The organism is Kitasatospora sp. NPDC058032, assembly GCF_042885845.1.
Classification (GTDB): domain Bacteria; phylum Actinomycetota; class Actinomycetes; order Streptomycetales; family Streptomycetaceae; genus Kitasatospora.
This window is the reverse complement of the sequence record NZ_JBHVRK010000004.1, coordinates 305,342-329,748: the sequence shown is the minus strand read 5'-3', so window position 1 is coordinate 329,748 and position 24,407 is coordinate 305,342. Positions and strand designations below refer to the sequence as shown.

Genomic DNA, 24,407 nt, shown 5'->3' with positions numbered 1-24,407 from the left:
GAAGCCGCCGGTCAGGCCCTACCCTCGATTCCAGTCATGCGGACCGGCCCCGGCCCGGCCGCCGAACCGAGGAGGGACCATCACCACCACCCGCGTGCTGATCGTGGACGACGAGATCCTGGTCCGGTCCGGGCTGGGCCTCATCGTCGGTTCCGCTCCCGACCTGGAGGTGGTCGGCGACTGCTCCGGCGCGCAGACCGAGGAGCACGTCCGGCGGCTGCGTCCGCACGTGGTGCTGCTCGACATCCGGATGCCCGACCTGGACGGCATCTCGGTGCTCCGCCGGCTGCGGGCGCTGCCCGACCCGCCGGCCGTGGCGATGCTCACCACCTTCGACACCGAGGAGTACATCGGCACCGCGCTGCGGGCCGGCGCGTCCGGCTTCCTGCTCAAGGACACCGCCCCGGAGCAGCTGGTGCACGCCGTCCGGGTGCTCGCGGCGGGCGGCAACATCCTCTCCCCGACCGTGACCCGCACCGTGATCGGCGGCTACGTGGACGGCGGCGGACCGGACGCCGAGGCCGCCACCCTGGCCCGCACGCTGACCGGCCGGGAGCTGGACGTGCTGGCGCTGCTGGGCGAGGGCCTGTCCAACGCCGAGATCGCCGACCGGCTGTTCCTGGGCACCGGCACCGTGAAGGACCACATCAGCGCGATCCTCGGCAAGCTCGGCGCCGCCAACCGGGTCCAGGCGGCCGTGATCGCCCACCGGGCCGGGCTGGTCCGCCCGAAGCCGAGCGACGGGGCATGAGCGGCGAGGCCACCGCCGCCCGACGCCTCCTGCCCGGGTTCACCGCCCCCTGGCTGATGCTCCTGCTGCCCGCCCTCTACTCGCTGGTGGACGCCGCCCTGGTGGCCCGGGACGCCCCGCCGTGGCAGACCCTGCTGTCGGTGCTGGCCGCCGTCGTCCTGCCGTGGCGGCGGCGCTTCCCGGTCGCGGTACTGCTGCTGACCATGCCCGGCAGCTACTTCGACGACATCTGGCTCGCCCCGATCACCGCCGTCTACACGGTGGCCGCGGAACGCCCCCGGCCCCGGGTGGTGGTGCCGTGCGCCACCCTGTTCGCCCTGGTCGAGTTCTTCCACTGGCCGGTCTCCGAGCAGAACTTCACGATCAGCCGGGACACCGCGCTGTACGCCATCCAGTCCGTGATGCTGGCGGCCGGCCCGGCCGCCACCGGTCTGCTCGCCCGGACGAGGCGCGAGCTGGCCTCCCGGCTGGACGAGCTGACCCGCGGCCAGGAGCGGGAGAGCCGGCTGCTCGCCGAGCGGGTGCTCAGCGAGGAGCGCGGCCGACTCGCCCGGGAGATGCACGACGTGGTCTCGCACCAGGTCAGCCTGATCAGCATCCAGGCCGGCGCGCTGCAGGTCTCCACCCCGGACCAGGCAGCCGTCGGCGCCGCCCGGACCATCCGCGAACTGTCCGTGCGCACCCTGGAGGAGCTGCGCCAGATGGTCGGGGTGCTGCGGGCGGGCGGTCCGCGGATGGACACCCCGCTGGCCCCGCAGCCCAGGCTGGCCGACCTGCCCCGGCTGATCGAGGAGAGCGGGCTGGCCGCGGACGCCGAGCTCGTCCCGGGCGACCGCCCCTGGCCGGAAGCGGTCGAGCGGGCCGCCTACCGCACCGTGCAGGAGGCGCTGACCAACATCACCAAGTACGCGCCCGAGGCCGCGGTGCACGTCAGGATCCGGGCCCGCGGGCGGCGGCTGCGGGTCGAGGTGCGCAACGACGCGCCGCCGGTGCGCCCCGCACAGATCCTGCCGGGCGGCGGCCACGGCCTGGTCGGCCTGCGCGAGCGCGCCCAGTTGCTCGGCGGTTCGCTCACCGCCGGTCCGACCGCGGACGGCGGCTTCGAGGTCCGCGCGGACCTTCCGGCCCCCTCCTCCTGACCCGACCGGGCGGGAGGACCGGCCCCGGGGCAGCGGGGGCGGTGGAGGGCAGGAGGGAACAAAAAAGCCCCGCAGATCCGAAGATCTGCGGGGCTTCGCTGTGCGCGAGGGGGGAGTTGAACCCCCACGCCCTTTCGGGCACTGGAACCTGAATCCAGCGCGTCTGCCTATTCCGCCACCCGCGCATGGGTGTTTTCACCGCTTGTCGGTCGATCAGCCGCTCCGCTCGGTACCATGTGGCCTTCGCGGTTCTTCGATCGGGCCGCCCGGTGGGCGCCCCTTCCGACATGGAAAACAGTAGCACGACCTGCGGGTCACCTCCGAATCCGTTCCCCGGGGGCCCGAGCGCATCCGAACGGATGCCCGGCGCACAGGCGAGCGACAGGTGGCGGCCCCGCGCCGGACGGGTGGCCCTGGCATGTTGCCGCCCGGATGCGTCACCCTGTGTGTCCGAGCCCACCCCCGGGCACCACGTGGTCCGGGAACCGTACGGATGGCCCCGGCGTGGATACGATCAGTACGGAAGTACCGCAAGTAGGCATGACCGGATCCCCAGGAACCGGTCGGCAGGCAGGCGAACGAACCCTGGAAGGGGGTGCCCCATGGGAGTGCTGAAGAAGTTCGAGCAGCGACTCGAGGGTCTCGTCAACGGCACCTTCGCCAAGGTGTTCAAGTCCGAGGTCCAGCCCGTGGAGATCGCCGGCGCTCTGCAGCGTGAGTGCGACAACAACGCGAGCATCTGGAACCGCGACCGCACCGTCGTGCCCAACGACTTCATCGTCGAGCTCAGCCCGCACGACCACGAACGGCTGAGCCCCTACTCCGGACAGCTGGGCAACGAGCTCGCCGGCATGGTCCGCGAGTACGCCGAGGCCCAGCGCTACAGCTTCATGGGCCCGCTCCAGGTGAACCTGGAGAAGGCCGACGACCTCGACACCGGCCTGTACCGGGTGCGCAGCCGCACCCTCGCCGCCGAGGAGCCGCAGCAGCAGGCCCCGGCGCAGCCGACCCAGCCCGGCTACGGCCGCCCGCCGGCCGCCCAGGCCCCCGGCGCACCGTGGCAGCAGCCCGGCGCCGCGCCGTACGGCGCGCCCCCGCCGCCCACCGCGCCCCCGGCCATGCCCCCCGGCCCGCCCGCACCGGCCGGCGGCAATGTGCGCCCGTTCCCGGGCGCCGGCCACGGCACCTCGGTCCGCCGCTGGATCGAGGTCAACGGCGCCCGCCACCAGATCACCGGCAATGCCTGCGTGCTCGGCCGCTCCACCGAGGCGGACGTCCGCATCGACGACCCCGGGGTCTCCCGCAAGCACGCCGAGATCCGCCCCGGCACGCCCGCGATGGTGCTGGACCTGGGGTCCACGAACGGCATCGTGGTGGACGGGCAGCACACCCAGCGCGCTACGCTCCGCGACGGCTCTCGAATCGTCGTGGGCTCCACCACCATCGTCTACCGACAGGTCGAAGGGTAGAGCGGGCGCGGTTATGTCAGAACTGACCCTCACGGTCATGCGGCTGGGTTTCCTGGCCGTGCTGTGGCTGTTCGTGATCGTCGCGGTCCAGGTGATCCGCAGCGACCTGTTCGGGACCCGGGTGAACCCGCGGGCCTCCCGCCGGAGCAACGGTGGCGCCACTGCGGCGACCACCGCCGGAGCGGCCGGAGCGGCCGCGGCCGCCGGGCGCGCCCCGCAGGGCCAGCCGGCCCCCGGCGGTCCGCCGACCCAGGGCGGCGGGCGCCGCCGCGGCGCCCCGACGCAGCTCGTCGTGGTCCAGGGCTCGCTGGCCGGCACCACGGTCGCGCTGCAGGGCCAGACCATCACGCTGGGCCGCGCCCACGACTCCACCATCGTGCTGGACGACGACTACGCGTCCTCCCGGCATGCCAGGATCTATCCCGACCAGACTGGGCAGTGGACGGTGGAGGATCTAGGCTCCACCAACGGCACCTATCTGGACCGTCAGCGCCTGACCGCGCCGACCCCGCTCCAGCCGGGCATGCCGATCCGTATCGGCAGGACCGTCATCGAACTGCGGAAGTAGTAGCGCATGAGGGACAGCATCCCGTCCATGACCCAGAGGGGGGCACAGGTCGCATGACCCTGGTGCTGCGCTTCGCCGCCGGCTCCCACAAGGGACTGATCCGGGAGGGGAACGAGGACTCCGGCTATGCCGGCCCGCGGCTGCTGGCCGTGGCCGACGGCATGGGCGGCGCGGCGGCCGGCGAGGTCGCGTCCTCCGAGGTGCTCGGCTCGATCGTCCGGCTGGACGAGGACGTGCCCGGCGCCGACCTGCTGACCCTGCTCGGCGACGCGGTCCAGGGCGCCAACGACCGGCTCCGCCAGATGGTCGAGGAGGACCCGCAGCTCGAAGGCATGGGCTGCACCCTCACCGCGATGCTCTGGACCGGCCGGCGGATGGGCCTGGTGCACGTCGGCGACTCCCGCGCCTACCTGCTGCGGGACGGCGCGCTGGCGCAGATCACCCAGGACCACACCTGGGTGCAGCGGCTGGTCGACGAGGGCCGGATCACGCCCGAGGAGGCCGAGACCCACCCGCAGCGCTCGCTGCTGATGCGCGCCCTGGACGGCCGCGGCCAGGTCGAGCCCGACCTGTCGATCCGCGAGGTCCGGGCCGGCGACCGCTACCTGATCTGCTCCGACGGCCTCTCCGGCCCGGTCAGCCACCAGACCCTCCAGGACACCCTGGGCAGCTTCTACTCGCCCGAGCAGACCGTGCAGGAGCTGATCCAGCTCGCGCTGCGCGGCGGCGGCCCGGACAACATCACCTGCATCGTGGCGGACGTGCTCGACGTCGGTGCCACGGACACCCTGAGCGGCCAGTTCAACGACGTGCCGGTGGTGGTCGGCGCGGTCGCCGAGACCCCGCCGTCCTCGACCGCCGCCGACCGCTCGATCGCGGACACCCCGGCCGGCCGCGCCGCCGGACTCGGCCGCGGCCCGCAGGGTGCCTTCGGCCCCGCCGAGGGCTACGGCGCCGGCCACCCCGACGGCCAGGGCGGCTTCGGCCCGGCCGATGGCTACCCGGACGGCGGCGAGCCCGCGGTCCACGGGACCGAGGACTTCGACGACGAGCCGCCCCGGAAGAAGCGCAGGAGCCGGGCGCTGACCTTCTCGCTGGTCGGCCTGGTCACCGTGGGCCTGCTCGGCGCGGGCGGCTTCTTCGGCTACCAGTGGACCCAGAGCCAGTACTACGTCGGCGCCGAGGGCGACCACATCGCCGTCTACCAGGGCGTCAACCAGAGCCTGGCCGGGCTGAGCCTGTCCTCGGTGCACACCCCGTACAAGGACATCGAACTCAAGTTCCTCCCGCAGGACCAGCGCACCCACGTCACCAACACCATCTCGGCGACCAGCCTCGGCGACGCCGACGACAAGGTGAAGAAGCTGGGCGAGCAGGCCGCGTTCTGCCGGAAGGTCGCCGACGTCCGGGCCGCCGCCGCCAACCCGCCCGCCCAGGGCACCGCCCCGGTGCCCGGCCAGCAGCAGGCCGCCGGGACGGTGGCGACGCACGCCGGGTTCGTGACGGCCACCACGCCCACCCCGGCCGCCACCGGCCGCGCCCCGGCCGCCGGCGTCCCCACACCGACCCCGACCCCGAGCGCCACCACCCCGGCCGCCGTCCCCAGTCAGAACGCCGCCGCCCCGGCCGCACCGCAGGGCGACCTGCCCGGCCTGACCGACGAGGAGCGGCAGCGCGCCGACTCCTGCCCGAAGCCGTGATGGACGCGACCCGACATAGGCCCGCCCGGCGCGGGCCAGCCGGCCGTCAGGGAGCGGCTAAAACGTGAGTACATCCGATGTGAGCAGCGGCGCCGATCGCCGGGACACCGGCGTGCCGGCCGACCGCGCGTCCTCTCGGCGCCGCCGCAACACCACCATCTCGCCACAGGCGACGCCGAACCGGCGCAACACCGAGCTGGCGATGCTCGCCTTCGCGGTGGCGCTGCCCGTCCTGGCGTACGCCAACGTGGGCCTGGCGATGGACGGGAAGCTGCCGGCCGGCATGCTCGGCTACGGCCTGGGCATGGGCGCGCTCGCGCTGATCGCCCACCTGCTGATGCGCAGGTTCGCGCCCTACGCGGACCCGCTGATGCTGCCCATTGCCACCCTGCTGAACGGGCTCGGCGTGGTGATGATCTGGCGGCTCGACAAGGCCGGGCCGCTGCTGCGCAGCAACTTCCCGGCCGCCGCCAACCAGCTGATGTGGTCGGGCCTGGGCATCGCGTTCTTCATCGTGGTGATGGTCTTCCTGAAGGACCACCGGGTCCTCCAGCGCTACACCTACATCTCGATGGCGGTCGCCCTGGTGCTGCTCGCCGCCCCGGCGTTCTTCCCGGAGCGCAGGGAGGACTTCGGCGCCAAGATCTGGATCCGGATGGGCTCCTTCTCGATCCAGCCCGGTGAGTTCGCCAAGATCATCCTGACCGTGTTCTTCGCCGGCTACCTGATGGTCAAGCGGGACGCCCTGGCACTGGCCAGCCGCCGCTTCATGGGCCTGTACCTGCCGCGCGGGCGCGACCTCGGCCCGATCATCGTGATCTGGCTGCTCAGCCTGCTGATCCTGATCTTCGAGAACGACCTCGGCTCGTCCTTCCTGTACTTCGGCCTCTTCGTGGTGATGCTCTACGTCGCCACCGAGCGGACCAGCTGGATCGTCTTCGGCCTGCTGATGTCGGTCGGCGGCGCGGTCATGGTGGCCTCCACCACCAGCCACGTGAAGACCCGCATCGACGCCTGGCTCAACCCGATGGCGGCCTTCGAGCCCAACCACCCCGCGTACGCCACCGAGCAGATCGGCCAGGCGCTGATGGCCTTCGGCTCCGGCGGGGCGACCGGCACCGGGCTCGGCCAGGGCCGGTCCTGGCTGATCGGCTTCGCCGCCAAGAGCGACTTCATCCTCGGCTCCTTCGGCGAGGAACTGGGCCTCACCGGCATGATGGCGATCTTCATGCTGTACGCCCTGCTGATCCAGCGCGGCCTGCGCACCGCGGTCGCCGCCCGCGACCCGTTCGGCAAACTCCTCGCCGTCGGCCTCTCCTCGGCGATGGCGCTGCAGGTCTTCGTGGTCGCCGGCGGTGTCACCGGACTGATCCCGCTGACCGGTATGACCATGCCCTTCCTCGCCCAGGGCGGCTCCTCGGTGGTCGCCAACTGGGCGCTGGTCGCGATCCTGCTGAAGATCAGCGACAACGCCCGCCGCCCCGGGGTGGAACCCACCCCGACACCCGAGATCCAAGGGGGCAACGCCTCGTGAACAAGCCGATCCGCCGGGTCTCGATCTTCTGCCTCGTGCTGGTCCTGGCCCTCATGGTGCGCACCAACTGGATCCAGGGCGTGCAGGCCGATGCCTGGGCGAGCAACAAGCACAACAAGCGCCAGGACTACGACCGCTACGCCTACCCGCGCGGCAACATCGTCGTCGACGGCCAGCCGATCACCCAGTCCACCTTCGTGAACGGCCTGCGCTACAAGTACAAGCGCTCCTGGACCGACCCCCTGATGTACGCCCCGGTCACCGGCTACTCCTCGCAGGCCTACGGCGCCAACCAGCTGGAGCAGCTGGAGGACGGCATCCTCTCCGGCAGCGACGACCGGCTGTTCTTCCGCAACACCCTGGACATGCTGACCGGCGAGCAGAAGCGCGGCGGCGACGTCGTCACCACGATCAACTCCAAGGCCCAGAAGGCCGCCTTCGACGGGCTCGGCAACAAGAAGGGCGCGGTCGTCGCGCTCGACCCGAAGACCGGCGCGATCCTCGCCCTGGTCTCCACGCCGTCCTACGACCCGGCCAGCTTCGCCGGCAACGAGAAGTCGGACGAGAAGGCCTGGACCGACCTCAACGCCGACCCCAACAAGCCGATGCTCAACCGGGCGCTGCGCGAGACCTACCCGCCCGGCTCGACCTTCAAGCTGGTCACCGCGGCGGCGGCGTTCGAGAACGGCCTGTACCAGAACATCGACGACCAGACCCAGACGCCGGACCCGTACACCCTGCCGGGCACCAACTTCGTGCTGAAGAACGAGTCCGACCAGGAGAAGTGCGGCAACGCCACCATCAAGTCCGGCATGGACCAGTCCTGCAACACGGTGTTCGCCAAGATGGGCGCCGACCTGGGCAAGGACAAGATGCGGGTGCAGGCCGAGAAGTTCGGCTTCAACAGCACCGTGGACACCCCGATCCGCTCGGAGAAGAGCGTCTTCCCGTCCAACTCCACCCCGGACGGCACCGCCCAGGACTCGATCGGCCAGCACGACACCCAGGCCACCCCGCTGCAGATGGCGATGGTCTCCGCGGCGATCGCCAACAACGGCACGCTGATGCAGCCCTACCTGGTCGCCGAGGAGCGCTCCGCCTCGCTGACCACCATCTCCAAGCACACCGACAAGCAGTTCTCCCAGCCGGTCAGCCCGGCGACCGCGAAGAAGCTCCAGGACCTCATGGTCTCGGTGGTCGAGAACGGCACCGGCAAGAACGCCAGGATCCCCGGCCTGACCGTCGGCGGCAAGACCGGCACCGCCCAGCACGGCGAGGGCAACGCGGGCCTGCCGTTCGCCTGGTTCACCTCCTACGCCAACGCCCCCGACGGCCGCTCGGTCGCGGTCGCGGTGGTCGTCGAGGACGGCTCGAACAGCCGTGACGGCATCAGCGGCGGCCGGCTCGCCGCGCCGATCGCCAAGTCGGTGATGCAGGCCGTCCTGGGCAAGTGACCGCATGCGTCCCGGGGTGAGGGAAATGTCACGATCGGCAGCCCTGTCCGGATACCGGTCTGGTATCGGCCTGCCGCCGACTCGGGACCCGCACGGTCGGACCGGTAGCGTATCCGCAGCAACGGGTGTGCCCGTTGCCGTCCGCGCGGTGCCGGAGGGTCCTGACCGCAGAACCACCCGGGGCCCGGACGGCGTCACACGGAGTGTGCGGGGACACCTACGTCACAGCCTCACCGGCGGGTGAGGGAGAGGGTCGGATCTATGGAAGAGCCTCGTCGCCTCGGCGGCAGGTACGAGCTCGGCGGCGTCCTCGGACGCGGCGGCATGGCCGAGGTGTACCTCGGCCATGACACCCGGCTCGGCCGCTCCGTCGCCGTGAAGACGCTCCGGGCCGACATGGCCCGTGATCCGTCGTTCCAAGCCCGCTTCCGCCGTGAGGCACAGTCGGCGGCGTCGTTGAACCACCCCGCGATCGTCGCCGTGTACGACACCGGCGAGGACTACATCGACGGCATCTCCATCCCGTACATCGTGATGGAGTACGTCGAGGGCTCCACCCTGCGCGAGCTGCTGCACTCCGGCCGCCGGCTGCTGCCGGAGCGCGCGCTGGAGATGACCATCGGCATCCTGCAGGCCCTGGAGTACTCGCACCGGGCCGGCATCGTGCACCGCGACATCAAGCCCGCCAACGTCATGCTGACCCGGCAGGGCAACGTCAAGGTGATGGACTTCGGCATCGCCCGCGCGATGGGCGACGCCGGCATGACGATGACGCAGACCTCCGCCGTCATCGGCACCGCCCAGTACCTCTCCCCGGAGCAGGCCAAGGGCGAGCAGGTGGACGCCCGCTCCGACCTCTACTCCACCGGCTGCCTGCTCTACGAGCTGCTCACCGTCCGTCCGCCGTTCGTCGGCGACTCCCCCGTGGCGGTCGCGTACCAGCACGTCCGGGAGGAGCCCCAGCCGCCGTCCGTCTTCGACCCCGAGGTGCGCCCCGAGGTCGACGCGATCGTGCTCAAGGCGCTCGCCAAGGACCGCGACTACCGCTACCAGACCGCCGACGAGATGCGCGACGACATCGAGCGCTTCCTCGACGGCCTGCCGGTGGCCGCCGCCCAGCAGGCCGCCGCGTACGGCATGGGCGCCGGGTACGGCTACGACCAGAACGGGTACCCGCAGCAGCACGACCCGTACGGCCAGACCAACGTGCTGCCGCAGCAGGCGCCCGGCGGTCCGACCACCGTCCTGCCGCAGGCCGCCCCGGGCGGCTACCCCGCCCAGCCGCAGGCCGGCGGCTACGACGACGGCTACGGCCAGACCTACGCCGGCGCCCCGGGCGGCGGCAACGACGGCTACGACGACGGTTACGGCCGCAGCGGTCGGCGCGCCGAGGAGCCGCCGAAGAAGAGCAACACCTCCTGGATCGTGCTGGCGGTCGCCGCCGTGCTGGTCCTGGTCGGCACCTTCTTCGTCGCCCAGGCGATGTTCGGCGACAAGAAGGGCGACCAGAAGAAGGAGGCGCCGACGGTCTCGGCGCCCAGCCTGGTCGGCAAGAGCCTGGCGGACGCCAGGACGGCCGCCGTCCAGGCCGGTCCCAAGCTGGTGGTGACCGAGGGCGAGAAGATCGCCTGCCCGGACAGCAACATCAAGAAGGACCAGGTCTGCACGCAGAACCCGGCCGCCGGCACCCAGGTGGCCGAGGCCGCCACGATCACCGTGCAGCTGTCCTCCGGCCCGGCCAAGGCCACCGTGCCGAGCGTGGTCGGCAAGACCAAGGACCAGGCCCTCAAGGCGCTCGGTGACGCCGGCTTCGCCAACGTCTCGACCGACTACAAGGACGACGACAACGCCCCGCTGGACCAGGTCATCGCGCAGGACCCGGCGGGCGGCGGCGCCGACCCGACCGCCCCGGTCAAGCTGACCGTCTCGCAGGGCAAGGCCAAGATCAACGTGCCGAGCGTGGTCGGCCAGCAGAAGGAGGCCGCGGAGGCCGCCCTGACGAGCGCCGGCTTCCAGGTGGACTCCTCGAAGACCGCCCAGACCAACGACCCGACCAAGGTCAACACGGTGGCCTCGCAGAACCCGGCGGGCGGCAAGCAGCCGGCCAACACCAAGATCACCCTGACCATCTTCAAGGCGCCGGAGAAGGTCTCCGTCCCGCCGCTGCAGAACGTCGTGCTCAGGGAAGCCATCAAGACCCTCGAAGGCATGGGCCTGAAGTACACCGTCGTCCAGGGCCCGCAGGACCCGAACTCCACGGTGATCGCCTCGAACCCGGCGGCCGGGACCCAGGTGGACCCGAACACCACGGTCGGGCTGCAGACCAAGCCGGTGGATCCGCCCAAAGGAGGCGACACACCCACCCTCCCCGGGATTCCCGGCCTCCCCACCCCCTCGAACACCAAAGGGGGACCAAACGGCAACAACTAGGCCACCCTGGCTCCCCTGGTTCTGAGCCCCTCGGGGCGGGACCGGCCGGGTGAGTTGTTCCGGGACAGCAGCGAGGGCCCGTCGACGGTGTCGACGGGCCCTCGGGCGTTCCTCCTGGGCCTTCCCGGGTGTCGGCGGGTTCCTCCGGGGGCTCCGGGGGGTCCTGGCGCCTCCTGGGGCTTCCTGGGGCTTCCTGGGGCTTCCTGGGGCTTCCTGGGGCCCTCCGAGGGTCAAGGACCTCGGCGGCCCCAGCGGCCCTCAGCCGCGCCGCAGCTCGGCGGGCGGGGTGCGCTTGGCGTCCATGTCGTCCACCCGCACCAGGCTCCCCCACACCGCCATCCGGTAGCGCGAGGTGTAGACCGGGGTGCAGGTGGTCAGCGTGATGTACCGGCCGGGCTCGGTGTAGCCCGAGCCCTTGGGCACCGGGGCGACGATGCCGGTGTCGAACTTGGAGGTCTCCGGCAGCGTGCTGTCGACCCGGTAGACGTACCACTTGTCCCGGGTCTCGACGACGATCGGGTCACCCTTCTTGAGCGCGTCCAGGTTGTGGAACTTCGCCCCGTGGCCGTCCCGGTGGGCGGCCAGCGCGAAGTTGCCGGACGCGTCCCAGGGCATCGCCGCGCGGTACGGCTGCTCGTAGACCCCGGCCACGCCCTCGGCCAGGGTGTCCGTGTCGGTGCCCATCCGGATCAGCACCTGGTAGTTCCGGCCCATCGCGGGGACGTGCAGGAAGCCGACCCCCGCGCCCGTCGACCCGCCGGAGCCACCGGAGCCGCCCGACCCGGAGCCGCCCCCGGTTCCCGTCTGCGCACCGCCCGCCGCCGGATCGCCCGGGGTGGCCGAGGCACCGGGAACGCCGGGGTCGCCCGGGGCTGCGGTGGCGGAGCCGCCGGACGGGGGAGCGATCGGTCCGCCGGCCGCCCAGGAGTCGCGCAGCTGGTCGGAGGCCGCGGCGGCGGAACGGTCCGCCAGCACGTCGGTCCACCAGAGCGAGTAGCTGACGAACAGTCCGAGCACCAGACCGAGGGTGATCAGCAGCTCGCCGAAGACCCCCACCACGGCCAGCGCCCGCCGCCGCCCGCGCCGTGGCACACGCCCGTCCCCGGACTCCGGCCCGGCCCCCGGAAAGGCCTCCTCGGCCACCGCTTCGGTCTCCTGGGTCACATCTCTCCCCTTGCTACTGGCCCGCTCGCGGTCAGCCTCCCGTGAGGGCGGCCGGCTTGCCCTGGGTGCGCGGCCGTTCCTCGATCATCTTGCCAAAGACGATCAGCCGGTACTTCGAACTGAACTCCGGCGTGCACGTGGTCAACGTGATGTACCGGCCCGCTCCGCTGTACCCGGCGCCGTTCGGCACCGGCTTGATCACGCTCACGTTGGACGGCGGGGTCTCCGGGATGCCGCCGGTGACCTCGTAGGTGAAGTACGCGGTCGCGGTCTCCACCACGATCTTGTCGCCCTTGCCGAGCTGGTTGATCCGCCGGAACGGCTCGCCGTGGGTGTTGCGGTGCGCGGCCAGCGCGAAGTTGCCCGCCTTGTCGGCCGGCATGCCGGTGCCCGTGTAGTGCCCCACCAGGCCCTTGTCGAGCACCGCGCCCTTGGCGGTGCCCTCGGCGATCGGGAACTTCTGGCCGAGCTTCGGCAGATGGATGATCGCGAAGCCCTTGCCGGGCTCGAACGTCTCCGGTTTGGCCGGATCCGGCGCCGGCTGTCCGGCCGCCGGGGCCGGGGCGGCCGCGTCGAACTGCTCCTCCAGCTGGCTGCGGGCCCCGTCGGCGGCCGCGTCGGCCTGCACATTGGTCCACCAGAGCTGGTACGAGACGAAGAGCAGCATCACCAGGCCGAGGGTGATGCACAGCTCGCCGAGGAACCGGGCGAAGACCACCGCCGCCGACTCCTTCGGCCGGGGCCGGTCCCCGGCCGCGGTCCGGACGCCCGCGCGGCGCCGTCCGCGCCCCTGCGCGGCCCGTCGGCGCTCGGCCCGCCCGCCGGCGGGAACGGCCGGCTGCGGTTCGGCGGCCACCGCGTCCATGGTGACCGTCTCGGCGGCGGCGAGCACCTCCCGTTCCGTTCCGGGCGTGTCGGGGCTCTCCAGGTGCAGCCGGAGCGTCTCCTCGGCCCGTTCGGGTGCCACGGAGGGCGCGGCCTGCTCGTAGACGCCCCAGCCGTCCTCGGCGTCCTGCGGCCCCGTCCAGCCCTGGTTCTGGCCCTGGCCCTGCTGGGCGGGGATGAAGCCGCCCTGCCGGAGCTGCTGCTCCTGGTACGGGTCGTACCCCTGGTACTGGCCCTGCTGGTACGGCCCCGGCGGGTACTGCCCGCCGTACGGGTCCTGCGGCACCTGCGCGCGGTACCGGCCGCCGTACGGGTCCTGGTGGCCGCCGTACTGCTCCTGGTGCCCCTGGGGGTCCTGGTGACCCTGGTGGGGGTACTGCTGCGGGTACGGCCCGCCCTGGTACGCGCCGCCGCCCTGCGGGTCCGCCTCCGGCTGGTGGCGTCGCTCCGGACGCACCGCGGTCACCCCGCTCAGCCCCGGCCGATCACCGGGGCGAGCCCGGCGGACCGGTCGACGGCCTGCGGGTCGCCGCACTCGGCCAGCCAGTTGGCGAGCATCCGGTGGCCGCCCTCGGTGAGCACCGACTCCGGGTGGAACTGCACGCCCTCCACCGCGAGGTCGCGGTGGCGCAGCCCCATGATCACGCCGCTCCCGGTGCGCGCGGTGACCACCAGCTCGTCCGGCACGGTGCCGGGCTCGACCGCCAGCGAGTGGTACCGGGTCGCGGTGAGCGGCGAGGGCAGGCCGGCGAACACCCCGCCGTCCTCGTGCTCGACCGGCGAGGTCTTGCCGTGCAGCAGCTCGGGCGCCCGGCCGACCACGGCGCCGTAGGCCACCGCGATGGACTGCAGGCCCAGGCAGACGCCGAACACCGGCAGTCCGATCCGCGCGCAGTGGTGCACCATCTCGATGCAGACGCCGGCCTCCTCCGGGGCGCCCGGGCCGGGGGAGAGCAGCACCCCGTCGAAACCGGCGTCGCCGTCGCGGCGCACCGCGTGCTCGACGGTCACCTCGTCGTTGCGGACCACCTCGCAGGTGGCGCCGAGCTGGTAGAGGTACTGGACCAGGTTGAAGACGAAGCTGTCGTAGTTGTCGACGACCAGGATGCGGGGCGGGGTCGGCCGGGAGGTCATGGGCGCGCGTTCTCCGGTGGGTGCGGGGACTGGGGCGGGGGGCGGAGCCGCCGGGTCAGCCGACGGCGCCGTCGCCGTCTCCGTCCACGGTGACGTCACCGAAGGGCAGGAGCGGTTCCGCCCACGGGAAGACGTACGTGAAGAGGAGGTAGACGATCCCCAGCACGAGGAGCACCGAGACGACGGCCTTGACCAGGGTGTTCCCCGGCAGATGACGCCAGATCCAGCCGTACATGGTGCTCCCTCGACGTAGCGGACTGGGGTCAAGACTAGACCCCGGGCCCCGGCTGCCAGGCGTGTCCCGCCGCTCTACTGCTGGCCGGTGGCCGCGCGGAGGTCCGCCGTTCCCGAGTAGCCGGGCAGCGCGAGGTCCCCGCTCTCCTGCACCTTCCAGCCCAGTCCGTACGCCTGTACGTACTGCTGGTAGTTGCGGATCGTCGGGTCCGCCTCCACCGCGGCGCGCAGCGCGTCGGTCCGGCCGACCGCCCTGACCACGTACGGCGGCGAGTAGACCCGGCCCTGGAGCAGCAGGGTGTTGCCCACGCAGCGGACGGCGCTGGTGGAGATCAGCCGCTGGTCCATCACCTGGACGCCCTCGGCGCCGCCGCGCCAGAGCGCGTTGACCACGGCCTGGATGTCCTGCTGGTGGATGACCAGGTCGTTGACGTCCGGCTCGCGCACGCCGGGGATGCGCGCGGTCGCGTTCGGCGGGGCGTCGTTGAGGGTGACGGTGAGGCCGGGGCCCTGGAGCGGGTCCAGGGCGGCGGCCTGCTCCAGGGCGGTGAGCTGCGCGGCGTCGGCCGGGCTGCGGCCCTGCTGGCCGGTGAGCTGCTGGGACCGCTCCTGGAGCTCGGCGAGCTGGGCCTGGGACTGCTGGTTCTGCGCGCTGCGCTGCCGTATCACGTCGGACAGGCTGAGGAGCGAGTTGTCGGTGCGCAGGTCGGTGCCGCGCGCGGTCTGCGCGCTGATGTAGAAGAGCAGTCCGGCGAGCGCGAAGACGGCGCAGGTCAGGGCACGTCCGACAATTCGGGTGCCGGAGGCGCGGGTACGGGCCGGCCGAGGGGGAATCGACAAATTAGGCACCGTACCCTTATCTCCTTCGGACCCGCCGAACCACTACGCTAACGGACGCCGCCACACCACCGTGAACCCCTGCGCGGTCACAGCGCATCGACAGGAGAGCTCCTCGTGCCGAAGTCTCGACTCCGCAAGAAGTCCGACTACACCCCGCCGACCACGGCGACGGTGAAGATCAGTTCGGGCCGCAGCTGGGTTGCGCCGCTGATGTTGGCGATGTTCCTGATCGGTCTGATCTGGATCGTCACCTACTACGTGACCAGCGGCAGCTGGCCGGTGGAGAGCTGGCGGAACTGGAACATCCTGGTGGGCTTCGGCTTCATCGCGGCGGGTTTCGGCGTCTCCACCCAGTGGAAGTGACGCCGGGGCTGCTGCCCTGAGCTCCTTCACCGCCGCCCCGGACGGCTCGACCCGGGGCGGCGTCCCGGTGTGCCCGGACGGTGGGCTTCCGCCGTGGTTCCGCGCTCGGTAATCCGATTACCACGCTTATCCACATGGTTATCCACACTGGGGAAAAGTCACTCGGGCCTGTGGATAACTCGCGCCGGGGGCGCTTTCCACACCGCCGCGCGCCCTTCTCTCGAAGGCCGGATCCGCACAGCAGGACACGCGTAGAACAGCCGTTCACGGCCGGTCGTTCGCACAGCCTGTGCACAACCCCGCACATGCTGTGGACAACCGTGCGGACACCGGACGCCCGTGCGGACGGTCCTGGGCGGCGGTTCACCCGCCGTAGGCGGCCGTCCCGGCGAGCACCATCGCCAGCACCAGACCGGCCACCCCCGCCAGCGTCAGCCCCTGGACGGCCGCCCGGCGACCCCGCGGGGCGTACATCAGGCCGGCCGCGGTCAGCATCCCGGCGATCAGGCCGCCGAGGTGCGCGCGCCAGTCGATCCCCTGCACCGAGAAGGTGACGATCAGGTTGAACACCAGCAGCGCGACGATCGGCCCGAGCGGGGCCCGGACCCGGCGGTAGAGCACCACGGTCGCGCCCAGCAGGCCGAAGACCGCCCCCGAGGCACCCAGCGAGCGCATCCCGTCGCCGGCCAGCAGGAAGGCGAAGGCACTGCCGGCCAGCCCGGAGAGCAGGTAGAGCGCGAGGAAGCGGACCCGGCCCAGGGCCGCCTCCAGCTGCGGGCCCAGCACCCAGAGCACCAGCATGTTGGTGGCGATGTGCCAGGGCGCGGTGTGCAGGAAGACAGCGGTCAGCAGCCGGTACCACTGGCCCGGGCCCTCGGCGACGCCGGAGGGGAACGGGTAGTAGTGGTCGGGGGCGAAGCTGCGCAGTTCGAGGTCGAAGGCCAGCCAGGGCGTGAGCACGTAGCCGGCGAGGACGAAGACCACCAGGTTGATGCCGATCAGCGCCTTGGTGACCAGCGCTCCGTCGGTGGCCGGGCGTCCGCCGAAGCGGGTGGTCGCCCGCCGGACCTGGCGGCCTCCCTCGCTGACGCAGTCCGGGCAGTGGAAGCCGACCGAGGCGTTCACCATGCACTGCGGGCAGATCGGCCGGCCGCAGCGCGAGCAGCCGATGCCGGTCTCCTGCTCGGGGTGCCGGTAACAGCGGGACAGCCCGTTCCCGCCGCCCGCCGGGCCGGGGGTCGGGTCGATCGGCGGCCTCGGCTCGTCCGGGAGCATCGGCTATCCCCTTCTGCCACGACTTGCTGCGACGACACGTACGCGCTCCCGGCGGGGACCCGCCGGAACCGCCAGCCTACTGCGGCCATACCCCCGACCGGACGGCCCATTCGCCCCCGCCCGGTACCGCCGCCCGCCGCACCACCGGCCGGCCCGCCACCGCACCCCCCAGCCACCGCGCCCCCGGCCACCGCACCCCACCACCGGCCCACTCCGGCATGCCACCGGACAAATCCGGATGCATGATCAGCATTCAGGTGGATATGTGCACAAAGGACGCCACCAGGAGGAGAGACTCGTGACCCCTTTGGACTCGGCCCGAGCAACGGCCGGCAACATCGCGGACAACGCCCGGCAGCAGGCCTCCCAGGCCGCCCACACCGTCCGCGTCCAGTACGACCGGCACATCGCCCCCCAGGTCGGTCACGCCTTCGCCAGCCTGCCGCCGGAGGCCCAGCAGAACACCCTGAAGGCCCTGCACCGCACCCAGGAGGCCGCCCTTGCCGCCCGCCACTCCGCCTCCCGGGCGGCCTGCCGGGCGCGCTCCACGGTCGCCCCCAAGGTCGTGCACGCCGTCGAGGAGGCCCGCGCGGCCGTCGGCCCGGTCGCCCTCGAGGCCCAGACCCGCGGCGCCGCCGCGCTGACCGCCATGCGGGGCAACGTCACCTCGGCGGAGATCAGCGATCTCGCGGCCCGCAACGCCCGCAAGTCGTGCCGGGGCGGCTGGGCGACGGGGCTGGCCGTGGCGGGGGTGATCGCGATCGTCAGCGGCATCGCCACCTGGCAGTGGTGGCGGCACCGCAGCAACCCGGAATGGCTGGTGGAGCCCCCGGCCGACGCCCGCGCCACGGGCCCCGGCACCGGCCCGGCCACCCCGGTGAACGGCTCGCCGGAGGCCGGCGGCCCCGGCGCGGCCGACACGCCCACCGAGGACCGCTCCGAGCCGCGGGACCCGCGCGAACCGCACTGAGAACGCGGATCGGCCGCTGACCAGGATTCAGGTCAGCGGCCGATCGCCGTCCACGCGTGGTGGACCGAACTGTGGAGCTTAGGAGACTCGAACTCCTGACATCTGCCTTGCAAAGGCAGCGCTCTACCAACTGAGCTAAAGCCCCGGGGCGGCACCGGGCGCACCGCCGGGCACTAGCGTACCCGGTCCCGGCACGAATCCGGTGCCTGGTCCCGGCACTCCTGCCGTGCGGGGCCGGAACCTCCGGCCGACCCGGTCACCCGACCGGGCCGGCCGGCCCGGGAGGCGCCGCGCGGCGCCTCCGAAGACTGTCGATCGTCAGATCGTCGGGGGCCTCAGCGACCGGCCGGGACCGGGTCGGTGGCCTCGGTCCACAGGTCCTGCTCGGCGCGGTCCGCCTGGACCTGACGGTAGACAAAGAAGCCGCCGAGGGCGACCAGGGCGACCAGGAGAAGCTTCTTCACCGCGGGACCTCGTCCTTCTTGCGTTGACGGACTCAGCAGCCGTGCGCCGATCGTTCCGATCGGGCCGACGAGTCCGTGGTTTGTTACGAGCACGAACGGGCGGTCGGTATGCCGGACTGCCCTTGCGGCCGATGATACACACCGGTGTCCCAATCGTGACCAGCGACCGCTGCCTCCAACCGACCCGTCCGGCCGGAGGATTGACGCCACACCTCCTGTCGTACGGTCGGCCCGGCGCAGAGCCTCCGCAGAGCCGTCACCGTTCCCGCCCACCCGCCGGGGAACCGGGCGGCGAACCGGGCGGTGGAGCCTGCGGGGAAGCGGGCGCGGAACCCGCCGGCGGCACCACCACCGCCACCCCGGACGCCAGGTCCACCCGGGTGCGCGGCGGCGCCCCGTCGTCCTCCTCGTCGCGCAGCATCAGGGTGCTCTGCCGTTCGTCGAGCTGGTGCTGCTTGCCGGCCGCGAACTGCGCGTGCAGCTGCTCGAAGCCGGTCGCCGAGATCTGTCCCTCCCGGCCGGTCCCCCGCCACGGCACCAGGCGCGACCGGCGCGCCCGGAGCGCCAGCTGGTCGACGAACGCCAGCGCCACCAGCAGGCAGACCAGACCGGGGATGGTCATCGCGAACAGCAGACCCATCGGGTCACCGCCTCCACCGTCGGACACCGCCGGGGCGGGCCCCGGCCTCCACCGGTAGAACACCCGGCCGCCGCCGGTGGTTCCGGGAATCCGGCGGAAACGCCGAAGGGCCCGGAGCGATGCTCCGGGCCCTTCGCGGTGGTGGGGCTAACAGGACTTGAACCTGTGGCCTCTTCCTTATCAGGGAAGCGCTCTAACCGTCTGAGCTATAGCCCCTTGCCGCACTGAAAGATTAGCGGACCGATCCCCGATCCCCCAAATCCGTTGCGGCCGGGCCCACGGCGGGGTCCTCCGGGACGGGCAGGTCGGAGGCGGTGCCGCGGGCGGCCAGCCACTCCGCGCGGGTCGCCGGGAAGTGTGCCGCGCCCTGGACGGAGGTGCGCACCGCGAGGATCTGATTGACCCCGATCCGGTTCTCCTCGAAGGCCAGCGCGGAGGCCGCCATGTAGAGCCGCCAGACCCGCGCCCGGCCGCGCCCCACCAGCCCGACCGCCTCCGTCCAGTGCGCCTCCAGATTGGCCACCCACTCACGCAGGGTCAGCCCGTAGTGCTCACGGAGCGACTCGACGTCGCGCACCTCGAAGCCGGCCTCCTCCAGCCGGGAGACGGTGGAACCGACCGGGGACAGTTCGCCGTCCGGGAAGACGTAGCGGTTGATGAACGGGCTGGGGCGGTACCGCTCGCCGGGGTGGTCGGGGCGGCGGGCGATCTGGTGGTTGAGCAGCCGGCCGCCGGGCACCAGCAGCCGGTACAGGCCCTCCGCGTAGACGCGGTACTGGGCCTCGCCGACGTGCTCCGCCATGCCCACGCTGGAGATCGCGTCGAACGGGCCGTCCTGGATCTCCCGGTAGTCCTGGAGCCGGATCTCCACCCGGTCCGCCAGCCCGGCCTCCTCGACCCGCCGCCGGGCCAGCGCGACCTGCTCCTCGGAGATCGACACACCGACCGCCGTCACCCCGTAGTGCCGGGCCGCGTGCAGCAGCAGCGAGCCCCAGCCCGAGCCGACGTCCAGCAGCCGCATCCCGGGCCGCAGGCCGAGCTTGCGGCAGATGAGGTCCAGCTTGGCCTCCTGCGCCGCCTCCAGGCTCTTCGCGCCGGGCTCCCAGTAGGCGCACGAGTAGACCATCGACGGGCCCAGCACCAGGCCGTAGAAGTCGTTGCCGACGTCGTAGTGGTGGTGAATCGCCGCGCGGTCGCGACCGCGGCTGTGCAGCCGCCCGCGGCCCGCCGGGGCCTCCTCCGGCGGCGGCACCGGCTCGGGCCCGAGCACGCCGGCCCGCAGCAGCGCGCCCACCGCCCGGCGGCCCCTGGCGCCCAGCACGTCGCCGGGGCCGAGCCGCAGCGTGCGGATCTCCGGGCGCTCGGCGAAATGCGCCACGGCCCGCAGCACGTCGTACAGATCGGTGTCCGGGGCGACCTCCAGGTCCCCCGAGACGAAGGCGCGGACCAGGCCCAGCTCTCCCGGCTGCCAGAGCAGCCGGCGCAGCGCGCGGCGGTTGCGCAGCACCACGGTGGGCGCGCCGGGCGGTCCGGCGACGCTGCCGTCCCAGACCTGCACCCGCAGCGGCACCGGGACCCCCAGCAGTCCGTCCAGAGCCTCGACCAGCCGCCTTGCGAGCTCCGCCATCGCGCGCCTCCGTCCTGCCGTGCCTGAGAGCAGTCGTCCCGGACCCGTCCGGTGGGAACCGGGGAGGCCTGCGCCGGCCGGGTGACGCGGAACGAGCGGACCCAGCTAAGCCCACCGCGACCCCGGCCCGTCCGGGCGGCACGCCGCCCCCGACGGCTGTCACCCGAAATGCCGACGGGCCCCACCGGCTGCAACAACCGGTGGGGCCCGCTGATTCCGTCCGCGAACGGAAGGCCCCCGCGCACGGCGGGAACTGATCCCGGGTCACGCCAGGGGGATCAGTCCTCCTCGGCCAGGGTGAGCTCGATGCCGCCGGTGAAACCGGCCGCCGCGTTGTAGATGAACGCCGAGAGCGTGGACAGCGCGGTCAGCAGCACCACGTCGACCACGGCGATCAGCGAGGTGAAGGTCATCACCTTGCCGAAGCCCACGTAGTCCATGATGTTCACGCCGCCGCCGTTGGTGTCCGAGCCGGTGACGTCCTTCAGGGTCTTGCCGAGCGAGTCGAAGACGCCGAGCGAGTCCAGCGTCATCCACAGCACCGCGGCCGCCACGATGATGATGATCCCGACCGCCAGCGACAGCAGGAAGCTGACCTTCATGACCGACCACGGGTCGGCCTTGGTGACCCGCAGCCGGGCCTTCCTGGTCCGGCCCAGGCTGCCGCCGGAGGCCGGCGCGGCGGCCGGACGGCGGGGGCCCGCGGCGGGCGTCCCGCCGGGCGGGGTGTTGCCGCCGCCGACCCGGGTGCCCCGGGGCGGGGTCGGCTGCCCCTTCGCGTAGGTGGTCGGCTGCGAGAAGCCGCCCGGTGCCGGTGCCCCCGGCGGCGGAGGCGTCTGACCGCCGTACGTACCGCCCTGGCCCGCTCCGCCGACCGGCGGCATCAGCGAGGTGGACGCGGCCGGGTGCTCCGGCGGCTGCGGCCCGCCGTACCCCCCGCCGCCCTGTGCTGCGCCCGGACGGCCGCCGGCGGCGCCTCCCGCAGCACCCGTGGCTCCACTCACTGGTCCTCCCGCACTTCCCACCAGGACGGACGCGCCGCCCTGCTTCGTCACTCGTCATCCAGCGCCCGGCGGGATTGCCCGGAACTGGTCGGCGGCCGGTACCGCCACGCCGTGTACGGATGTACGGACGTGACGGTACCGGCCGACGCGGTACGAGGTCAGGCCTGGGCGGTGTCCCCGCCCGTTTCCGTCCCCGTACCCTCGGCCACCTCGGTGGACTCGGTACCCGCCACCTCGTCCTCCGCCGACTCCTCGTCCTCGGCCTCCGCGTTGCGGGCCATGCCCACGACCGCATCGCGCTTACCCAGGTTGATCAGTTGGACGCCCATGGTGTCACGTCCGGTTTCACGAACCTCGGAAACCCTCGTACGGATCACTCCACCGGACAGGGTGATGGCCATGATCTCGTCGGTCTCGTCGACGACGAGTGCGCCGACCAGCGAGCCCCGGCCCTCGACGATCTTCGCCGCCTTGGTGCCGTAGCCGCCGCGTCCCTGGACACGGTACTCGTCCACACCGGTGCGCTTGGCGTAGCCGCCGTCGGTCGCGGTGAAGACGAAGGTGCCCGGACGGACCACGTTCATCGACAGGAGTTCGTCGTCCTCGCGGAAGGCCATGCCCTTGACGCCGGAGGTGGCGCGGCCGGTGGAGCGCAGCGCCTCGTCGGTGGCGGTGAAGCGGATCGACTGCGCCTTCCTGGAGACGAGCAGCAGGTCGTCCTCGGCGGAGACCAGCTCGGCGCCGATCAGCTCGTCGTCCCGGCCCTCCTCGTCCTGGCGCAGGTTGATCGCGATCAGGCCGCCGGAGCGCGGGGAGTCGTAGTCCTTGAGCAGGGACTTCTTCACCAGGCCGGCCCGGGTGGCGAGGACCAGGTAGGGCTTGTCCTCGTAGGTGCGGACGGCCATCACCTGGGCGATGTGCTCGTCCGGCTGGAAGGCCAGCAGGTTGGCCACGTGCTGGCCGCGGGCGTCACGCCCGGCGTCCGGCAGCTCGTAGCCCTTGGCGCGGTAGACCCGGCCCTTGTTGGTGAAGAACAGGATCCAGTTGTGGGTCGTCGTCACGAAGAAGTGGTCGACGATGTCGTCCTGCTTGAGCTGGGCGCCGCGCACCCCCTTGCCGCCGCGCTTCTGCGAGCGGTAGAGGTCGGAGCGGGTGCGCTTGACGTAGCCGCCGCGGGTGATCGTGACGACGATGTCCTCCTCGGCGATGAGGTCCTCGATGGAGAGGTCGCCGTCGGAGGGGATGAGGGTGGAGCGCCGCTCGTCGCCGTACTTCTCGACGATCGCGGTGAGCTCCTCGGAGATGATCCCGCGCTGGCGGGTCGGCGAGGCCAGGATCGCGTTGTACTCGTCGATCTTGCGCTGCAGCTCGTCGTGCTCGTCGGTGATCCGCTGGCGCTCCAGGGCGGCCAGCCGGCGCAGCTGCATCTCCAGGATGGCGTTGGCCTGGAGCTCGTCGATCGCGAGCAGCTCCATCAGGCCGGTGCGGGCCGCGTCGGCGCTCGCCGAGGCCCGGATCAGCGCGATGACCTCGTCGATCATGTCCAGGGCGCGCAGCAGGGCACGCAGGATGTGGGCGCGCTCCTCGGCCTTGCGCAGCCGGAAGGTGGTGCGCCGGACGATGACCTCGACCTGGTGGTTGACCCAGTGCCGGATGAAGGCGTCCAGCGACAGGGTGCGCGGCACGCCGTCGACCAGGGCCAGCATGTTGGCGCCGAAGTTGGTCTGCAGGTCGGTGTGCTTGTAGAGGTTGTTCAGCACGACCTTGGCGACCGCGTCGCGCTTGAGCACGATCACCAGGCGCTGGCCGGTGCGCGAGGAGGACTCGTCGCGGACGTCGGCGATGCCGGCGATCCGGCCGTCCTTGACCAGGTCGGCGATCTTCAGCGCGAGGTTGTCCGGGTTGACCTGGTAGGGCAGCTCGGTGATCACCAGGCACTGCCGGCCCTGGATCTCCTCGACCTCGACGACGGCGCGCATGGTGACCGAGCCGCGGCCGGTGCGGTAGTAGTCGTCGATGCCGCGGCGGCCGACGATCAGCGCGCCGGTCGGGAAGTCCGGGCCCTTGATCCGCTCGATCAGGGCGTCCAGCAGCTCCTCGTTGGAGACCTCCGGGTTCTCCAGGTACCAGAGCGCGCCGGAGGCGACCTCGCGCAGGTTGTGCGGCGGGATGTTGGTGGCCATGCCGACCGCGATGCCGGTGGCACCGTTGACCAGCAGGTTGGGGAAGCGCGCGGGCAGGACGGTGGGCTCCTGCGAGCGGCCGTCGTAGTTCGGCGCGAAGTCGACGGTCTCCTCGTCGATGTCGCGCATCATCTCCATCGCCAGCGGCGCCATCTTGCACTCGGTGTAGCGCATGGCCGCGGCCGGGTCGTTGCCCGGGGAGCCGAAGTTGCCGTTGCCGTCCACCAGCGGCATCCGCATCGACCACGGCTGGGCCAGGCGGACCACGGTGTCGTAGATCGAGGTGTCGCCGTGCGGGTGGTAGTTGCCCATCACGTCGCCGACGACGCGGGCGCACTTGTAGTAGCCCTTCTCGGGGCGGTAGCCGCCGTCGTACATCGCGTACAGCACCCGGCGGTGCACCGGCTTGAGGCCGTCGCGCACCTCGGGCAGGGCCCGGCTGACGATGACGCTCATCGCGTAGTCGAGGTACGAGCGCTGCATCTCGGTCTCGAGCTCGACCGGCTCGATCCGCAGGACGACCGCGTTGGCGGCCTCGGGGGTCTCGGGCTGCTCGCCTTCGGGACGGTTGTCGTCGAC

At 72.2% G+C, this 24,407-nt stretch carries 21 protein-coding genes and 3 tRNA genes; 10 read left to right on the top strand and 14 right to left on the bottom strand.

What is annotated here, in order from left to right; genetic code table 11:
• Positions 1-100: 100 nt before the first annotated feature.
• Both ACFVUH_RS09310 and ACFVUH_RS09305 read left to right on the top strand, forming a co-directional pair.
• Positions 101-751 (top strand): response regulator transcription factor, encoded by a 651-nt coding sequence (locus ACFVUH_RS09310; protein WP_355362651.1) that lies wholly within the window; start codon positions 101-103, stop codon positions 749-751.
• Complete coding sequence (locus ACFVUH_RS09305; RefSeq protein ID WP_355362456.1) at positions 748-1,890, top strand: histidine kinase; 1,143 nt, start codon at positions 748-750, stop codon at positions 1,888-1,890. The genes ACFVUH_RS09310 and ACFVUH_RS09305 overlap by 4 nt, the downstream gene beginning before the upstream one ends.
• Positions 1,891-1,991: 101 nt before the next feature.
• Here the strand turns inward: ACFVUH_RS09305 and ACFVUH_RS09300 are convergent.
• Positions 1,992-2,075 (bottom strand) — tRNA-Leu (locus ACFVUH_RS09300).
• Between the two features lie 417 nt (positions 2,076-2,492).
• On the opposite strand from ACFVUH_RS09300, the gene ACFVUH_RS09295 reads away from it, so the two are divergent.
• From ACFVUH_RS09295 to pknB, 6 genes are all read left to right on the top strand, one after another.
• Positions 2,493-3,359 (top strand): DUF3662 and FHA domain-containing protein, encoded by an 867-nt coding sequence (locus tag ACFVUH_RS09295; RefSeq protein WP_355362458.1) that lies wholly within the window; start codon positions 2,493-2,495, stop codon positions 3,357-3,359.
• Between the two features lie 13 nt (positions 3,360-3,372).
• On the top strand, positions 3,373-3,927 hold the full coding sequence (locus ACFVUH_RS09290) for an FHA domain-containing protein (RefSeq protein ID WP_355362460.1): 555 nt from the start codon (positions 3,373-3,375) through the stop codon (positions 3,925-3,927).
• Positions 3,928-3,980: 53 nt separating this feature from the next.
• Positions 3,981-5,627 (top strand): protein phosphatase 2C domain-containing protein, encoded by a 1,647-nt coding sequence (locus ACFVUH_RS09285; RefSeq protein WP_355362462.1) that lies wholly within the window; start codon positions 3,981-3,983, stop codon positions 5,625-5,627.
• Between the two features lie 112 nt (positions 5,628-5,739).
• On the top strand, positions 5,740-7,161 hold the full coding sequence (locus ACFVUH_RS09280; RefSeq protein ID WP_387912345.1) for an FtsW/RodA/SpoVE family cell cycle protein: 1,422 nt from the start codon (positions 5,740-5,742) through the stop codon (positions 7,159-7,161).
• Positions 7,158-8,615, top strand: a complete 1,458-nt coding sequence (locus ACFVUH_RS09275; RefSeq protein WP_387912140.1) for a peptidoglycan D,D-transpeptidase FtsI family protein — start codon at positions 7,158-7,160, stop codon at positions 8,613-8,615. Before ACFVUH_RS09280 ends, ACFVUH_RS09275 begins: the two co-directional genes overlap by 4 nt.
• Before the next feature lie 261 nt (positions 8,616-8,876).
• On the top strand, positions 8,877-11,045 hold the full coding sequence (gene pknB, locus ACFVUH_RS09270) for a Stk1 family PASTA domain-containing Ser/Thr kinase (RefSeq protein ID WP_387912139.1): 2,169 nt from the start codon (positions 8,877-8,879) through the stop codon (positions 11,043-11,045).
• 258 nt (positions 11,046-11,303) lie between these two features.
• Here pknB and ACFVUH_RS09265 read toward each other — a convergent pair whose 3' ends face one another.
• From ACFVUH_RS09265 to ACFVUH_RS09245, 5 genes are all read right to left on the bottom strand, one after another.
• Entirely contained in the window at positions 11,304-12,188 is an 885-nt protein-coding gene (locus ACFVUH_RS09265; RefSeq protein ID WP_387912343.1) for a class E sortase, read from the bottom strand.
• A gap of 52 nt (positions 12,189-12,240) precedes the next feature.
• A complete protein-coding gene (locus ACFVUH_RS09260; RefSeq protein ID WP_387912137.1) occupies positions 12,241-13,551 on the bottom strand; it encodes a class E sortase in 1,311 nt (436 codons plus the stop codon).
• A 14-nt stretch (positions 13,552-13,565) separates the two neighbouring features.
• The gene (locus ACFVUH_RS09255) at positions 13,566-14,228 is read right to left on the bottom strand and encodes an aminodeoxychorismate/anthranilate synthase component II (protein WP_355362470.1); all 663 of its coding nucleotides are present in this window, start codon (positions 14,226-14,228) and stop codon (positions 13,566-13,568) included.
• A 55-nt stretch (positions 14,229-14,283) separates the two neighbouring features.
• Complete coding sequence (locus ACFVUH_RS09250; protein WP_355362472.1) at positions 14,284-14,463, bottom strand: hypothetical protein; 180 nt, start codon at positions 14,461-14,463, stop codon at positions 14,284-14,286.
• A 74-nt stretch (positions 14,464-14,537) separates the two neighbouring features.
• A complete protein-coding gene (locus ACFVUH_RS09245; protein WP_380687380.1) occupies positions 14,538-15,302 on the bottom strand; it encodes a DUF881 domain-containing protein in 765 nt (254 codons plus the stop codon).
• Between the two features lie 114 nt (positions 15,303-15,416).
• On the opposite strand from ACFVUH_RS09245, the gene crgA reads away from it, so the two are divergent.
• Positions 15,417-15,665, top strand: coding sequence for a cell division protein CrgA (gene crgA, locus ACFVUH_RS09240; RefSeq protein WP_355362474.1), 249 nt, complete (start codon positions 15,417-15,419; stop codon positions 15,663-15,665).
• 363 nt (positions 15,666-16,028) lie between these two features.
• Here the strand turns inward: crgA and ACFVUH_RS09235 are convergent, their stop codons facing one another.
• Positions 16,029-16,940, bottom strand: coding sequence for a rhomboid family intramembrane serine protease (locus ACFVUH_RS09235; RefSeq protein WP_355362476.1), 912 nt, complete (start codon positions 16,938-16,940; stop codon positions 16,029-16,031).
• Positions 16,941-17,238: 298 nt separating this feature from the next.
• Here ACFVUH_RS09235 and ACFVUH_RS09230 point away from each other — a divergent pair, with 298 nt between their 5' ends.
• On the top strand, positions 17,239-17,910 hold the full coding sequence (locus ACFVUH_RS09230) for a DUF5324 family protein (protein ID WP_387912134.1): 672 nt from the start codon (positions 17,239-17,241) through the stop codon (positions 17,908-17,910).
• Between the two features lie 72 nt (positions 17,911-17,982).
• Here the strand turns inward: ACFVUH_RS09230 and ACFVUH_RS09225 are convergent.
• The 7 genes from ACFVUH_RS09225 to gyrA form a co-directional block, all read right to left on the bottom strand.
• A tRNA-Ala gene (locus ACFVUH_RS09225) sits at positions 17,983-18,055 on the bottom strand.
• A 190-nt stretch (positions 18,056-18,245) separates the two neighbouring features.
• Positions 18,246-18,374 carry a DLW-39 family protein gene (locus ACFVUH_RS09220; protein ID WP_014137031.1) on the bottom strand — a complete coding sequence of 43 codons (129 nt, stop codon included), beginning with the start codon at positions 18,372-18,374 and terminating at the stop codon, positions 18,246-18,248.
• Between the two features lie 256 nt (positions 18,375-18,630).
• Complete coding sequence (locus ACFVUH_RS09215; RefSeq protein ID WP_387912133.1) at positions 18,631-19,014, bottom strand: DUF6191 domain-containing protein; 384 nt, start codon at positions 19,012-19,014, stop codon at positions 18,631-18,633.
• A 139-nt stretch (positions 19,015-19,153) separates the two neighbouring features.
• Positions 19,154-19,230: transfer RNA gene (locus ACFVUH_RS09210), tRNA-Ile, on the bottom strand.
• A gap of 16 nt (positions 19,231-19,246) precedes the next feature.
• The gene (locus ACFVUH_RS09205; RefSeq protein ID WP_387912131.1) at positions 19,247-20,641 is read right to left on the bottom strand and encodes a class I SAM-dependent methyltransferase; all 1,395 of its coding nucleotides are present in this window, start codon (positions 20,639-20,641) and stop codon (positions 19,247-19,249) included.
• Positions 20,642-20,919: 278 nt separating this feature from the next.
• Positions 20,920-21,645: a DUF3566 domain-containing protein gene (locus ACFVUH_RS09200; RefSeq protein ID WP_355362484.1), complete on the bottom strand. Its 726-nt coding sequence runs from the start codon at positions 21,643-21,645 to the stop codon at positions 20,920-20,922.
• Positions 21,646-21,803: 158 nt separating this feature from the next.
• Positions 21,804-24,344 (bottom strand): DNA gyrase subunit A, encoded by a 2,541-nt coding sequence (gene gyrA / locus ACFVUH_RS09195; protein WP_387912341.1) that lies wholly within the window; start codon positions 24,342-24,344, stop codon positions 21,804-21,806.
• Positions 24,345-24,407 lie beyond the last annotated feature (63 nt).